Below are 13,857 nucleotides of genomic sequence, written 5' to 3'. Positions count from 1 at the left end.
GCCACCTAAAATGCCCGGTTCCCGAATGCGGCCCCAGGCCGCCTTCGTTGCCAGCAAGTTCGCCACTCCCGAAAGCGCCCTTCCCGATGTCCGCCCCGCGCAAGCTCTTCGTTACCACCGCCCTGCCCTACGCCAACGGCAAGTTCCATATCGGCCACATGATGGAATACATCCAGGCCGACATCTGGGTGCGGAACCAGCGAATGAATGGCGCCGAGGTCAACTTCGTGTGCGCCGACGACGCGCACGGCGCGGCCATCACCATCGCGGCCGACAAGGCCGGCGTGACGCCGCAGGCCTTCGTGGCCGAGATCGCGGCGGGCCGCAAGCCCTACCTCGACGGCTACTACATCTCGTTCGACAACTGGCACTCGACGGACGCGCCCGAGAACCACCAGCTCGCGCAGGACATCTACCGCGACCTGCGCGCCAATGGCTTCATCAGCACCAAGAGCGTCGAGCAGTTCTACGACCCCGCCAAGGGCATGTTCCTGGCCGACCGGTTCATCAAGGGCGAATGCCCCAGCTGCCACTCGAAGGACCAGTACGGCGACAACTGCGAGGTGTGCGGCGCCGTGTACGCGCCCACCGAGCTGATCAACCCCTATTCGGCTTTGTCGGGTGCCAAGCCGGAGCTTCGCAGCTCGGAGCACTTCTTCTTCAAGCTCTCGGACCCGCGCTGCGAGGCCTACCTGAAGGAATGGACCACCGCCGCCGGCCACGTGCAGCCCGAGGTGCAGAACAAGATCCGCGAGTGGCTCTACAAGGACGACGAAGGCAAGGGCGGCCTCGGCGACTGGGACATCAGCCGCGACGCGCCCTACTTCGGCATCGAGATTCCCGATGCGCCGGGCAAGTACTTCTACGTGTGGCTGGACGCCCCGGTGGGCTACCTGGCCTCGCTGAAGAACCTGCTCGACAAGCGCTGCATCGAACTCGGCGGCGACGGCATCTCGTACACCGAGTACATGGCCGATCCCGACCTGGAGCAGGTGCACTTCATCGGCAAGGACATCATCACCTTCCACACGCTGTTCTGGCCCGCGATGCTGCATTTCAGCGGCCGCAAGGCGCCCGACGCTGTGTACGTACACGGCCACCTGACCGTCAGCGGCGAGAAGATGAGCAAGAGCCGCGGTACGGGCATCGACCCGCTCAAGTACCTCTCGATCGGCCTGGACCCCGAGTGGCTGCGCTACTACATCGCGGCCAAGCTCAACGGCCGCAACGAGGACATCGACTTCAACCCCGAGGATTTCGTGGCACGCGTCAACAGCGACCTCGTGGGCAAGTACATCAACATCGCGAGCCGCGCAGCGGGCTTCATCGGCAAGCGCTTCGGCGGCCAGCTGGGCGAGGTGTCGGCCGACGGCGACGCGCTGCTGTTCGCGCTGCGCGACGCGGCGCCGCAGCTGCATTCGCTCTACGACGGCCGCGACTACGCCCGCGCGCTGCGCGAGGTGATGGCGCTGGCCGACAAGGTGAACGAATACGTCGACCAGAACAAGCCCTGGGAGCTGGCCAAGAAGGAAGGCCAGCAGGCGCGGCTGCACGACGTGTGCACGGTGTGCATCGAGGCCTTCCGCCTGCTCACGCTGTACCTGAAGCCGGTGCTGCCGGCGCTCGCCGTGAACGTCGAGGCCTTCCTCAAGATCGCGCCGCTCACCTGGGCCGATGCCGCGCAGGCGCTGCCCGTGGGCCATGCCATCGGCGACTACAAGCACCTGATGCAGCGGGCCGACGCCAAGATGGTCGACAAGCTCTTCGAACCCTCCGAACCGGCGCCTGCCGCTGACGCGGACGCGGACGCGGCGGCCGGCGCGCTGCCGGGTGGCGAGGCCATTGCGCCCATCATCACCATCGACGACTTCGCGAAGATCGACCTGCGCATCGCGAAGATCGTGGCCTGCGAGAAGGTCGAGGGCTCGACCAAGCTCCTGCGGCTGACCCTGGACGCCGGCGAGGGCAAGACCCGCAACGTGTTCAGCGGCATCGCATCGGCCTATGAGCCCGAGCAGCTCGTGGGCAAGCTCACGGTGCTGGTCGCCAACCTGGCGCCGCGCAAGATGAAGTTCGGCATCAGCGAAGGCATGGTGCTGGCCGCCAGCCATGGCGACGAAAAAGCCAACCCCGGCATCCATGTGCTGGAACCCTGGCCCGGCGCCACGCCCGGCATGCGGGTTCGCTGACCGAGAGGACCGTCCCATGCTGAAGCGCACCCTCCTGCTGCTGTCGTTCGCCGCCATGCTGAGCGGCTGCGCGGTGGTGACCGTGGCGGGCACCGCCGTGAGCGTGGGGGCCAGCGCGGTCGGCCTCGCAGCGGATGCGGCCATTGGCACCGCGCGCATCACCGGCAAGGCGGTGGGCGCGGCGGCCGATGCGGTGATCCCCGACAGCGACTGAACGGCGGACCGCGCCGGCGCGGGGTACACAATGGGTGCCCCATGCAGTCACCGCTGAACATCACCCGCTTTCGCCCGCGCCTGCTGGACGCGCTGGCGGGCTACGACCGGACACGCTTTTTCAAGGACCTGGGCGCGGGCGCCACGGTCGGCATCGTGGCGCTGCCGCTGGCCATGGCGTTTGCCATCGCCTCGGGGCTCAAGCCCGAGGCCGGCATCTGGACAGCGATCATCGCGGGGTTCCTGATTTCGCTGCTGGGCGGCTCGGCGGTGCAGATCGGCGGTCCCGCCGGCGCGTTCATCGTGATTGTCTACGGCATCGTCGAACGCTACGGCGTGGCGAACCTGCTGATATCGACCGCCTGCGCCGGGGTGCTGCTGTTCGCGGCGGGGCTGTTCGGGCTCGGCCGGCTGGTGCGTTTCGTGCCGCTGTCGATCGTGGTCGGCTTCACCAACGGCATTGCGGTGCTGATCCTGCTGTCGCAGCTCAAGGACCTGCTCGGGCTCACGGTGGCCAAGATGCCGGCGGACGTGTTCTCGCAGCTGCATGCCATGGCGCTGCAGATCGGTACCTTCAACCCCTACGCCTTCGGGCTGGGGCTGGCCTGCGTGCTCGGCCTGGCGGTGTGGCCGATGCTGCTGCGGAGCGAATCGAAGGTCGGCCACGCGGTGCAGCGCCTGGCGGGCCGCATGGCGCGCTCGCGCGCGGTGCAGGTGGGCGCGCGCCTGCCGGGGCCCATCGTGGCGCTGGTCACGCTCACGCTGGTGTCGTGGGGTTTCGAGCTGCCGGTGGAGACCATCGGCACGCGCTTCGGCGGCATTCCCGAGGGCGGCCCGACCTTCGCGCTGCCCGACTTCTCGTGGGAAACGGTCAAGCAGCTGGTCACGCCGACGCTGACCATCGCGCTGCTGGGCGCCATCGAATCGCTGCTGTGCGCCCGTGTGGCCGACCAGCTGAGCGACCAGCCGCGCCACGACCCGAACCAGGAGCTGATGGCACAGGGCATTGCCAACCTGGTCACGCCCTTCTTCGGCGGCATGCCGGCCACCGGCACCATCGCGCGCACCGTGACCAACATCCGCTCGGGCGGCAGTTCGCCGATTGCGGGCATCGTGCATGCGATCACGCTGATGGTGGTGGTGCTGCTGGCCGCGCCGCTGGCGCGCCACGTGCCGCTCGCGGTGCTGGCGGGCATCCTCGTGTTCGTGGGCCTGAACATGGGCGAATGGCGCGAGTTCACGCCGGGGCAGCTGCGGCATTTCAGCCGCCACTACCGGCTGCTGATGCTCGGCACCTTCTTTCTCACGGTCGTGTTCGACCTGACGGTGGCGGTGCAGGTGGGCATCGTGCTCGCTTGCGCCCTCTTCGTCCGGCGCATGAGCGAGCTTTTCAGCGTCGAGCTGGTCACGATGCAACCGCCGGTTCTCACTTATCGGCTCTACGGCGCGCTGTTCTTCGGGGCCGCGGCCAAGCTGGACGAGGCGGTGAACGCGGCCGAGAGCGCGCCGCGCGGCATGACGGTGGTGCTCGACGCCACGCACCTCATCTATCTTGACGCGACCGGCGTCGATGCGCTGCGCCAGCTGCACCGCGCGGTGCTGGCGCGCGGCGGGCTGCTGCGCCTGGAGTCTCTGCAGCCGCAGCCGCTCGAGGTGATCGTGCGCTCGGGATTCGCCGATGAGCTGACGAGCGGCCAGCCGCACGCGGCGGAAGGCTAGTTCGCCTCGGTGCTCCGGTCGGGCGAGGAGCCGCTGCGCACCACGCGCTGGTCGTCGTTGAGCGTGGCGGTGAACACCATGGGCGAATTGGGCGGCTGGACCCAGCGCCACTCCCATTCGGTTTCGCGCCTGAGCGCGTAGGGCGTGACCTTGGCGGGTTTGCCGAGCAGCTTGCGCAGGTCTTCCATCATCATGCCCGGCTGCACCTTGGCGAAGTTCTCGGGCGTCAGCACCTGGCGCAGCGCGCTCATCTTGCCGTCGGCGCCGATGGTGATCATGTAGTTCTTCTGGCCCTGCGGCTGGCGGTTGTACTCGAACACGCGGCCGTTGGGCGCGTCCCAGATGTTCTCGGGCGGGCCGAATCGGGCCCGCACGTCGGCCTCGGTCGAGACGCCCTCTTCGAGTTCGCCGATGCGCTGCGGGTCGCATCCCGAAAGCCCGATCACCACTCCCAATAACGCTGTTGCAAAGCCGATCCGCCACTGTTGTCGTCGCTTCATGCCATCCCCGGTAAAATTCGCGCTTCAAAGGTCCAGTCTATGTCCATCTTCCGCCGCCCCCACTACACCTCCGAGATCACCAGCTTCATCGAGGAGATGAAAGAAAAGAAGCCGACGCTGGAAGCCGAACAGCGCGCCGGCCGCGCCCTGCTGTGGGACAAGCACCTCGACCGCAGCCTGCTCGAGGAATACAGCGAGGCCAACGTACCGCAGCAGCCGTACGTCTACCAGACCCAAGTCAAGTAATGGTGCCCAGCCGGCATCCATCGTTGGTCCTCATCGCCTGCAGCTATTGAAATGATAGCAAGCACCCGATGAAGGGCAACGAGGACAACGACACGCTCGTGGCCAGCATGCCCGAGGTGGTCGACCAGGTCGCGCTCGCCAGGCTCTATGGCGAGCCGTTGTTCGCGATGCCGAAGGACCTGTACATCCCGCCGGAAGCGCTGCAGGTCTTTCTCGAAGCCTTCGAAGGTCCGCTGGACCTGCTGCTCTACCTGATCAGGAAGCAGAACTTCAACATTCTCGACATCCCGATGGCGGGGCTCACGCGCCAGTACCTGAGCTACGTCGACGAGATTCGCCAGACCAATCTCGAACTCGCGGCCGAGTATCTGCTGATGGCCGCGATGCTGATCGAGATCAAGTCGCGCATGCTGCTGCCGCCCAAGAAGGTGGCGGAAGGCGAAGAGGCAGAAGACCCGCGCGCGGAGCTGGTGCGCCGCCTGCTCGAATACGAGCAGACCAAGCTGCAGGCCGCCGCCATCAGCGCCATGCCGACCTACGGGCGCGACTTCTGGAAGGGGCAGGTCTACATCGAGCAATCGCTCAAGCCCCGCTTTCCCGACATGAACGTGATCGAGCTGCGCGACGCGTGGGCCGACATCATGAAGCGCGCCAAGCTCGTGCAGCACCACAAGATCTCGCGCGAGGAACTCAACGTGCGCGAGCACATGAGCATCGTGCTGCGCCACCTGCAGGGTCAGCGCTTCGTCGAGTTCGAGAAACTGTTCGACCCGTCGCGCGGTGCGCCGGTGCTGATCGTCACCTTCATCGCGATGCTCGAGCTCGCCAAGGAAACGCTGATCGACATCACGCAGGCCGAGGCCTTCGCCCCCATCTACGTGCGGCTGGCCTACTCACCGGCCTGAGTCCCCCACCCCCTACTTTCGGGAATTCCGTCGTGCACGACTTCGACGTCCTCATCGTCGGCAGCGGCCTGGCAGGCCTCTCGGCCGCCTTGCACCTGGCGCCCGCGCACCGCGTGGCCGTGCTGACCAAGCGCGCCTTGAACGACGGCTCCAGCGCCTGGGCGCAGGGCGGCATCGCGGCGGTGCTGGCCACGGGCGACAGCTTCGACGCCCACGTGGACGACACGCTGGTGGCCGGTGCGGGCCTTTGCGACCCCGAGGCCACGCGCTTCGTGGTCGAGCATGCGCCCGAAGCCATCGGCTGGCTGCGCGAGCTCGGCGTGCCGTTCTCCGAAGAAGGCGGCGGCCTGCACCTGACGCGCGAGGGCGGCCACAGCCAGCGCCGCATCGTGCACGTGACCGACGCGACCGGCGCGGCCGTGCAGCAGGTGCTGATCGAGCGGGTACGCCGCATGCCGAACATCACGCTGTTCGAGCATCACACGCTGGTCGACCTGATCACGGGGCCCAAGATCGGGCTCGATGACCCGGCCTGCCTGGGCCTCTACGCGCTGGACGACGAGACCGACGAGGTGCTGGCCTTCCGCGCCCCGCACACCATCCTGGCCACCGGCGGCGCGGGCAAGGTGTACCTGTACACGACCAACCCCGACACCGCCACCGGCGACGGCATTGCCGCCGCGTGGCGCGCGGGCTGCCGGGTGTCGAACATGGAGTTCATCCAGTTCCACCCCACGTGCCTTTACCACCCGCACGCAAAGTCCTTCCTGATCAGCGAGGCGGTGCGCGGCGAAGGCGGGCTGCTCAAACTGCCCGACGGCACGCGCTTCATGCCGAAGCACGACGGGCGCGCCGAACTCGCACCGCGCGACGTGGTGGCCCGCGCCATCGACTTCGAGATGAAGAAGCACGGGCTGGACTGCGTGTACCTCGACATCTCGCACCAGAGCCCGGCCTTCCTGAAGGAACACTTCCCCAACATCCTCGCGCGCTGCGCGGAACTGGGCATCGACATCACGCGCGAGCCCATTCCGGTGGTGCCGGCCGCGCACTACACCTGCGGCGGCGTGCTGAGCGACCTCGCCGGGCGCACCGATGTTCCCGGCCTCTATGCCATCGGCGAAACCGCCTGCACCGGCCTGCACGGCGCCAACCGCCTCGCCAGCAACTCGCTGGTCGAGTGCATGGTGTTCGCGCGCGCCGCGGCCGGCGCCATCGCCGCGGCACCGGCGCGCGGCAGCGCCGAGCTGCCCGCCTGGGACGACAGCCGCGTCACGGACGCCGACGAGTCCGTGGTCATCTCCCACAACTGGGACGAACTGCGCCGCTTCATGTGGGACTACGTGGGCATCGTGCGCACCAACAAGCGCCTGGAGCGCGCGAGCCATCGCATCGCGCTGCTGCAGGCAGAGATCCAGGAGTTCTATGCGAACTTCCATGTCACGCGCGACCTGCTCGAACTGCGCAACCTGGTGCAGGTGGCCGAGCTGATCGTGCGCTCCGCGCAGGCCCGCCACGAGAGCCGTGGCCTGCATTTCAGCCGCGACTATCCTTCGCTCGCCGAGCCCACCGCACCCACGGTGCTGGTGCCGCCGGCCGACTGACCGACCCACCCGCTTCGCTTTCTTCACTCAAGGATGCCCGGCCACCGACGCCCGCAGGGAGAAACCCAACCATGTCGAACACCACGCCCATCGCTGAAACACCCCCGGCCTCGCCCTACGGCACGCTGCCGCCGGCCTCCCCGCTTGCCTCGCGCAAGCCCGTGAGCCTGCCGCGCCTGGCCGACATGCATGCGCGCGGCGAAAAGATCGCCATGCTCACGGCCTACGACGCCACCTTCGCGGCCATGGCCGACGCGGCGGGCATCGACTGCCTCCTGGTCGGCGATTCGCTCGGCATGGTCTGCCAGGGCCTGAACAGCACCGTGGGCGTGAGCCTGGACACCATGCGCTATCACACCGACAGCGTTTCGCGCGGCCTGCGCCGCGTGCAAGGCACGGCCTGGCTGATTGCCGACCTGCCCTTCGGCAGCTACCAGGAATCGCGCGAGCAGGCATTGCGCAGCGCCACGGTGCTGATGCAGGCCGGCGCGCACATGGTCAAGCTCGAAGGCGGTGGCTGGACCACCGAGACGGTGCGCTTCCTGGTCGAGCGCGGCATTCCGGTCTGCGCGCACCTGGGCCTGACGCCGCAGACGGTGCATGCACTCGGCGGCTACCGCGTGCAGGGCAAGGGCGACGCCGCCGGCACGCTGCTGAAGCAGCAGGCCCACGCGCTGCAGGACGCGGGCGCCGCGATGCTGGTGCTCGAGATGGTGCCGGCCGCGTTGGCCGCCGAGCTCACGGCCGAACTGAAGCATTGCGCCACCATCGGCATCGGTGCGGGCAAGGCCACCGCCGGCCAGGTGCTGGTGTTGCACGACATGCTGGGCATCAACCTCGGCAAGATGCCGAAGTTCGTGCGCAACTTCATGGCCGACGCGCCGGGCGTGCTGCCCGCCCTCAAAGCCTACGTGCAGGCCGTCAAGGACGGCAGCTTCCCCGACGACCAACTCCACGCCTGGTAAGGAACCGAGACCATGTACATCGCACACACCATCGCCGAGCTGCGCGACCATCTGGCCGCCTTCAAGCGCCCCGCCTTCGTCCCCACCATGGGCAACCTGCACGACGGCCACCTGGCGCTGATCAGGCAGGCCAGGCCGCTGGGCGACGTGACGGTGGCGAGCATCTTCGTCAACCGCCTGCAGTTTCTGCCGCACGAGGATTTCGACACCTACCCGCGCACCTGGGACAGCGACTGCGAGAAGCTGCGCGCGGCCGGCTGCGACGTGCTGTTCGCGCCCGATGAGAAGGCGCTCTACCCCGAGCCGCAAACCTGCAAGGTGCATCCGGACCCGGCACTGGCCGACATCCTCGAAGGCCACTTCCGCCCCGGCTTCTTCGTGGGCGTGTGCACGGTGGTGATGAAGCTCTTCAGTTGCGTGCAGCCGCGCGTGGCCGTGTTCGGCAAGAAGGACTACCAGCAGCTGATGGCGATCCGCCACATGGTGCGGCAGTTCGCGCTGCCCATCGAGATCGTGGGCGGCGAGACCTTCCGCGCCGACGACGGCCTGGCGCTGTCGTCGCGCAACGGCTACCTGAGCGCGGCCGAGCGCGCGGAGGCCGTGCAGCTCTCGAAAGCGCTGAAGGCGATGGCCCAAGCCGTGCAAGCCGGCGAACGCGATTTGGCCTCGATCGAAGCGCGGGCAATGCAGGCGCTGGCACAGCGCGGCTGGCAGCCGGACTATCTTGTGCTGCGGCGCCGTTCCGATCTGCAGGCGCCCACTTCCGATCTGGCCGGCGAGCCGCTGGTGGCGCTCGCCGCGGCACGGCTGGGCGGCACGCGGCTGATCGATAACCTCGAGATCGAGGCACAGGCTTCATGACCTACAGCGTCAAGGAAATCTTCTACACCCTGCAGGGCGAAGGCGGCCAGGCGGGCATGCCGGCCGTGTTCTGCCGCTTCGCCGGCTGCAACCTGTGGAGCGGCCGCGAGGAAGACCGCGCCACCGCCGTCTGCCGTTTCTGCGACACCGACTTTGTCGGCACCGACGGCACGCTCGGCGGCAAGTTCAAGGATGCCGGCCAACTCGCCGACACCATCGCCGCACAGTGGCCGGCGAACGACGCCGAGCACCGCCTGGTGGTGCTGACCGGCGGCGAGCCGCTGCTGCAGGTGGATGCAGCGCTGGTCGACGCCTTGCATGCGCGGCGCTTTCGCATCGCGGTCGAAAGCAACGGCACCGTCGTGGCGCCCGAAGGCATCGACTGGCTCTGCATCAGCCCCAAGGCCGGTGCGCCCTGGGTGCAGCAGCGCGGACAGGAACTGAAGCTGGTGTGGCCGCAGACCGGGTTCGACCTCGACACGATGGCGGGGACCGGCGAGTTCACCCACCGCTTCCTGCAGCCGATGGACGGCCCCGACCGCGCGGCCAACACCGAACTGTGCATTGCCGAGTGCATGCGCCACCCCACCTGGCGGCTCAGCGTCCAGACCCACAAGATCACTGGCATCCGCTGAGCGCGGAGAGACTTTTTCAAATGCGATTCACCATCAGCCAACGCTTTTTCTTCGACGCCGCGCACACACTGAAGCGCGACATCGAGGTCGAAGGCAGCCGCCGCATCCACGGCCACACCTACCACGCGGAAGTCTGGCTTTCGGGCCAGCGCGATCCGGTGACGGGCATGGTGATCGACCTGGGGCTGCTGCGCCGCCGGCTGGACGAGGTGCGCGAACTGCTGGACCACCACCTGCTGGACGACGTGGCGGGACTGCATCCGCCGACGCTGGAGAACCTCTGCCTTTTCATTGCCGATGCGCTGCCGGAATTCCACGCGTCGCTCGCGCGGGTGCGGGTGTGGCGCGAGGCGCTGGGCGACAGCTGCACGCTGGAGTTCTGAGGGTTTGCTCCCTCTCCCCTTGGGGAGAGGGACAAGACCTCAGGCGGCGCCGATGCCTGCGATCAGGCTGCCTGCCGGTTGGCCGTTCTTCAGCCCGGCGGTGAACGCCAGCATCCGGTCGATCGGGACCCGCGCCCGCAACCCGAGCGCCGGATCGACGTGGATCTCGCCCGCACCGGTCTCGAGTGCGTTCGCCAGTTCCACCAGCCCGTTCATCGCCATCCACGGGCAATGCGCGCAGCTCTTGCAGGTGCCGCCATTGCCGGCGGTCGGTGCTTCGATGAAGGTCTTGCCGGGGTTCAGCGTACGCAGCTTGTGCAGCATGCCGGTGTCGGTGGCGACGATGAATTCCTTCGCGTCCAGGCACCGTGCCGCATTCAGGATCGCGGAGGTCGAGCCGACCGCATCCGCCAACGCGATCACGTCGGCCGGCGATTCCGGATGCACCAGCACCTTCGCCGAAGGATGCTCTTTCATGAGCAGGTCGAGCTCCAGCGCCTTGAACTCGTCATGCACGATGCAGGCGCCGTTCCAGCTCACCATGTCGGCGCCGGTCTGCCGCTGGATGTAGTCGCCCAGGTGGCGGTCGGGGCCCCAGAGGATCTTGCGGCCCTGTGCGTGCAGCGCGCTCACCACGTCGAGCGCGCAGCTCGACGTGACGAGCCAGTCGGCGCGCGCCTTCACGGCCGCGCTGGTGTTGGCATAGACGACCACGGTGCGGTCGGGGTGCTGGTCGCAGAAGGCGCTGAATTCGTCGACCGGGCAGCCCAGGTCGAGCGAGCAGTTGGCGTCCAGGTCGGGCATCAGCACGCGCTTCTCGGGCGAGAGGATCTTGGCGGTCTCGCCCATGAAGCGCACGCCCGACACCACCAGCGTGGTGGCGGCATGGTCGCGGCCGAAGCGCGCCATCTCGAGCGAATCGCTCACGATGCCACCGGTTTCCTCAGCCAGGTCCTGCAGGTCAGGGTGGACGTAGAAGTGCGAGACCATCACCGCATTGCGGTCGCGCAAGAGACGGCGGATACGCTCCTTGAGTGCGACGCGCTCGCCGGGCGAGGGCTCGGGCGGCACGCGCGCCCAGGCGTGGCGGGTGTCGCAGACGGCGCCTTGCGCCGCGGGCTGTTCGTAGTCGACGTCGATGACGGAAGCGGTCGCCATGGCGGTTCAGTGCTCGGGTTGGAAGCGCATCGAGTAGTCGATGGCCTTGATGTCCTTGGTCAACGTACCGACCGAGATGCGGTCGACACCGGTTTCGGCCAGGGTGCGCAGGCCCTCGAGCGTCACGCCGCCGGATATTTCGAGCACGGCCTTGCGGTCGGCGCCAACCTCGTCGTTGATGCGAACCGCCTCGCGCAGGGTCGGCAGATCCATGTTGTCGAGCAGCACCATGCGCGCGCCGGCTTCCAGCGCTTCGCGCAGTTGCGCCAGCGTTTCGACCTCGACCTCGACGAAGGCCGCGCGCTGCGCCACCGGCGCCACGGCACGCAGCGCCGCCGCACGCCGCCGGCCGCGGCGATGTGGTTTTCCTTGATGAGCACCGCGTCGTAAAGGCCGATGCGGTGGTTCAGGCCGCCGCCGGTGCGCACCGCGTATTTCTGCGCCAGCCGCAGGCCCGGCAGGGTCTTGCGGGTGTCGACGATGCGGGCGCGCGTGCCGCGAACCGCATCGGCGTACAGGGCGGTCTTGGTGGACACCGCGCTCAGCAGCTGAAGAAAATTGAGCGCGGTACGCTCGGCCGTCAGCAGCGCGCGGGCACTGCCCTCGATTTCGAGCACGACCTGGTCGGCCGCGCAGCGCTCGCCCTCGCCGCACAGCCAGCGGATGCGGGCCTCTGGATCGAGCTGCCGTACGGTGGCTTCGACCCAGGGCGCACCGCAGACCACGGCCGCCTCGCGCGCCAGCACGCGGGCAAGGGCCCGGCGGCCGGGATCGACCAGCGAAGCGGTCAGGTCGCCGTCGGCCACGTCTTCATCGAGGGCACGGGTGGCATCGGCCAGGGCCAGCGCGGCCACGGCCGGCGCCGAAAAATCAAAGCGAAGGCTCATGGCTTTCTTGTCTCTTCAGTCTTGTCAGGGTGAAACGCGCGGGTCCGCGGGCGCGAGCACCGACTCGGGCACCGGATCGCGGCCGGTCAGCGAGGCAACGGCCTCCTTCGGGCTCAGCTTGCCGTCGAGCAGTGCGACCACGCCCTCGGCGATGGGCATTTCCACCCCCAGGCCCCGCGCACGCTGCACCACTGTGCGTGCGCAATAGACGCCTTCGGCCACGTGCCCCAGCGAAGCCACGGCCTCTGCCAGGGTGCGTCCCTGCGCCAGCAGCAGGCCGACCTTGCGGTTGCGCGACAAGTCGCCGGTCGAGGTCAGCACCAGGTCGCCAAGGCCGGAAAGGCCCATGAAAGTCTCGGCGCGCGCACCGAGCGCCAAGCCGAAGCGCGTCATTTCCGCCAGGCCGCGCGTGATGAGCGCGGCGCGCGCATTGAGCCCCAGCGCCAGTCCGTCGCAAAGGCCGGTGGCAATGGCCAGCACGTTCTTGACCGCGCCGCCGACTTCGACACCCACGATGTCGTCGTTGGCGTAGACGCGCAGGGCCGGTCCATGGAAGGCTTCGACCAGCGCCTCGCGCACCGCCGCATGCGGGCTCGCGGCCACCAGCGCGGTGGGCCGGCCTTCGGCGACTTCTTGTGCAAAGCTCGGCCCGCTGAGCACGCCCGCTAGCAATTCAGGAGCAACCTGCGCCCATATCTCGTGGGCCAGCAAACCAAAGGAGGCAGGGGATTGGTCAAGCGCAGGCTCCACGCCCTTGCACAGCCACGCCACCGGCGCGGTCGTGCCGCGCAAGTCCGTGAGCTGCTGGCGCAAGGCGGCCATGGGCGTGGCGACGATGACGAGTTCGGCGCCCGCCCGGGCCTGGCGGAGATCGCCGGCCCGCACCATGAGCGAGGGCGGCAAGGCCAGGCCGGGCAGGTAGCGGACATTTTCGCGCGCGGTCGCGATCGCGGCGGCCTGCGCCGCATCGCGCGCCCAGAGCGTGACCTCGTGGCGGCCCGCCGCGTTGACGGCCAGTGCCGTGCCCCAGGCACCGGCGCCATGAACGCAGATCTTCATCGGCGTTGGCGGCGTTGTGCCAGGTTACTGCGCGAGGGTCGGCGAGGGCTGGCCGGCAGCCTGAGCCTGCTGCTGCTCGTACATCGCCTGGAAGTTGATTTCCGCCAGGTGCACGGGCGGGAAGCCGCCGCGCTGGATCACGTCGGCCACGTTGCCGCGCAGGTAGGGATAGACGATCTGCGGGCAGGCAATGCCGAGGATCGGGCCCATCTGGTCTTCGGGCAGGTTGCGGATCTCGAAGATGCCAGCTTGCTTGGCTTCGACCAGGAACACGGTCCTGTCCTGGATCTTGGTCTGCACGGTGGCCGACACGGTGATTTCGAAGATGCCTTCAGCCACCGGCTGGGCGTCCACGCCAAGCTGGATGTCGACGGTGGGCTGCTCCTGCTCGAGCAGGATGGCGGGCGAATTCGGCTGTTCGAGCGACAGGTCCTTGAGGTAGACGCGCTGGATCTGGAAAACGGGATCTTGGGCTTGCTGGTCGGCCATGGCTGAACTTTCGAGGATCAAAACAATGCCCGCCGGGGAGAGGT

The 13,857-nt window shown here is 68.1% G+C and carries 14 protein-coding genes and 1 pseudogene; 10 read left to right on the top strand and 5 right to left on the bottom strand.

Annotated elements, in window-relative coordinates:
- The first annotated feature begins 86 nt into the window (after positions 1 to 86).
- From metG to ACAM55_RS04855, 3 genes are read left to right on the top strand one after another with little or no spacing between them, the layout of a single operon-like run.
- A complete protein-coding gene (metG, locus tag ACAM55_RS04865; protein ID WP_369654922.1) occupies positions 87 to 2,189 on the top strand; it encodes a methionine--tRNA ligase in 2,103 nt (700 codons plus the stop codon).
- A 16-nt stretch (positions 2,190 to 2,205) separates the two neighbouring features.
- Complete coding sequence (locus ACAM55_RS04860; RefSeq protein ID WP_369654921.1) at positions 2,206 to 2,403, top strand: hypothetical protein; 198 nt, start codon at positions 2,206 to 2,208, stop codon at positions 2,401 to 2,403.
- Positions 2,404 to 2,444: 41 nt separating this feature from the next.
- Positions 2,445 to 4,121 carry a SulP family inorganic anion transporter gene (locus ACAM55_RS04855; RefSeq protein ID WP_369654920.1) on the top strand — a complete coding sequence of 559 codons (1,677 nt, stop codon included), beginning with the start codon at positions 2,445 to 2,447 and terminating at the stop codon, positions 4,119 to 4,121.
- Here ACAM55_RS04855 and ACAM55_RS04850 read toward each other — a convergent pair.
- Complete coding sequence (locus tag ACAM55_RS04850) at positions 4,118 to 4,621, bottom strand: outer membrane protein assembly factor BamE (RefSeq protein ID WP_369654919.1); 504 nt, start codon at positions 4,619 to 4,621, stop codon at positions 4,118 to 4,120. The genes ACAM55_RS04855 and ACAM55_RS04850 overlap by 4 nt on opposite strands.
- Positions 4,622 to 4,660: 39 nt before the next feature.
- On the opposite strand from ACAM55_RS04850, the gene ACAM55_RS04845 reads away from it, so the two are divergent.
- The 7 genes from ACAM55_RS04845 to ACAM55_RS04815 all read left to right on the top strand — a co-directional run bounded on the left by ACAM55_RS04845 (position 4,661) and on the right by ACAM55_RS04815 (position 10,220).
- On the top strand, positions 4,661 to 4,867 hold the full coding sequence (locus ACAM55_RS04845) for a DUF3460 family protein (protein WP_093014922.1): 207 nt from the start codon (positions 4,661 to 4,663) through the stop codon (positions 4,865 to 4,867).
- A 68-nt stretch (positions 4,868 to 4,935) separates the two neighbouring features.
- Positions 4,936 to 5,772, top strand: coding sequence for a ScpA family protein (locus tag ACAM55_RS04840; RefSeq protein WP_369654918.1), 837 nt, complete (start codon positions 4,936 to 4,938; stop codon positions 5,770 to 5,772).
- A gap of 32 nt (positions 5,773 to 5,804) precedes the next feature.
- Positions 5,805 to 7,376 (top strand): L-aspartate oxidase, encoded by a 1,572-nt coding sequence (gene nadB, locus ACAM55_RS04835; RefSeq protein ID WP_369654917.1) that lies wholly within the window; start codon positions 5,805 to 5,807, stop codon positions 7,374 to 7,376.
- 71 nt (positions 7,377 to 7,447) lie between these two features.
- Positions 7,448 to 8,341: a 3-methyl-2-oxobutanoate hydroxymethyltransferase gene (gene panB / locus ACAM55_RS04830; protein WP_369654916.1), complete on the top strand. Its 894-nt coding sequence runs from the start codon at positions 7,448 to 7,450 to the stop codon at positions 8,339 to 8,341.
- Positions 8,342 to 8,353: 12 nt separating this feature from the next.
- Positions 8,354 to 9,202 carry a pantoate--beta-alanine ligase gene (gene panC / locus ACAM55_RS04825; protein WP_369654915.1) on the top strand — a complete coding sequence of 283 codons (849 nt, stop codon included), beginning with the start codon at positions 8,354 to 8,356 and terminating at the stop codon, positions 9,200 to 9,202.
- Positions 9,199 to 9,837: a 7-carboxy-7-deazaguanine synthase gene (gene queE, locus ACAM55_RS04820; protein WP_369654914.1), complete on the top strand. Its 639-nt coding sequence runs from the start codon at positions 9,199 to 9,201 to the stop codon at positions 9,835 to 9,837. Before panC ends, queE begins: the two co-directional genes overlap by 4 nt.
- A gap of 20 nt (positions 9,838 to 9,857) precedes the next feature.
- Entirely contained in the window at positions 9,858 to 10,220 is a 363-nt protein-coding gene (locus tag ACAM55_RS04815; protein ID WP_093014906.1) for a 6-carboxytetrahydropterin synthase, read from the top strand.
- Positions 10,221 to 10,259: 39 nt separating this feature from the next.
- On the opposite strand, the gene nadA is transcribed toward ACAM55_RS04815, so the two are convergent.
- The 4 genes and pseudogenes from nadA to secB form a co-directional block, all read right to left on the bottom strand.
- Entirely contained in the window at positions 10,260 to 11,378 is a 1,119-nt protein-coding gene (gene nadA / locus ACAM55_RS04810) for a quinolinate synthase NadA (protein WP_369654913.1), read from the bottom strand.
- Positions 11,379 to 11,384: 6 nt separating this feature from the next.
- Positions 11,385 to 12,265, bottom strand: a pseudogene (gene nadC, locus ACAM55_RS04805) (carboxylating nicotinate-nucleotide diphosphorylase).
- 24 nt (positions 12,266 to 12,289) lie between these two features.
- On the bottom strand, positions 12,290 to 13,324 hold the full coding sequence (locus ACAM55_RS04800) for an NAD(P)H-dependent glycerol-3-phosphate dehydrogenase (RefSeq protein WP_369654912.1): 1,035 nt from the start codon (positions 13,322 to 13,324) through the stop codon (positions 12,290 to 12,292).
- Between the two features lie 24 nt (positions 13,325 to 13,348).
- Positions 13,349 to 13,813 (bottom strand): protein-export chaperone SecB, encoded by a 465-nt coding sequence (gene secB, locus ACAM55_RS04795; RefSeq protein WP_369654911.1) that lies wholly within the window; start codon positions 13,811 to 13,813, stop codon positions 13,349 to 13,351.
- Positions 13,814 to 13,857: the final 44 nt, after the last annotated feature.

The sequence above is a fragment of the Variovorax sp. V213 genome (genome assembly GCF_041154455.1).
Lineage (GTDB): Bacteria > Pseudomonadota > Gammaproteobacteria > Burkholderiales > Burkholderiaceae_C > Variovorax.
This window is presented reverse-complemented; position numbering and strand designations above follow the sequence as displayed.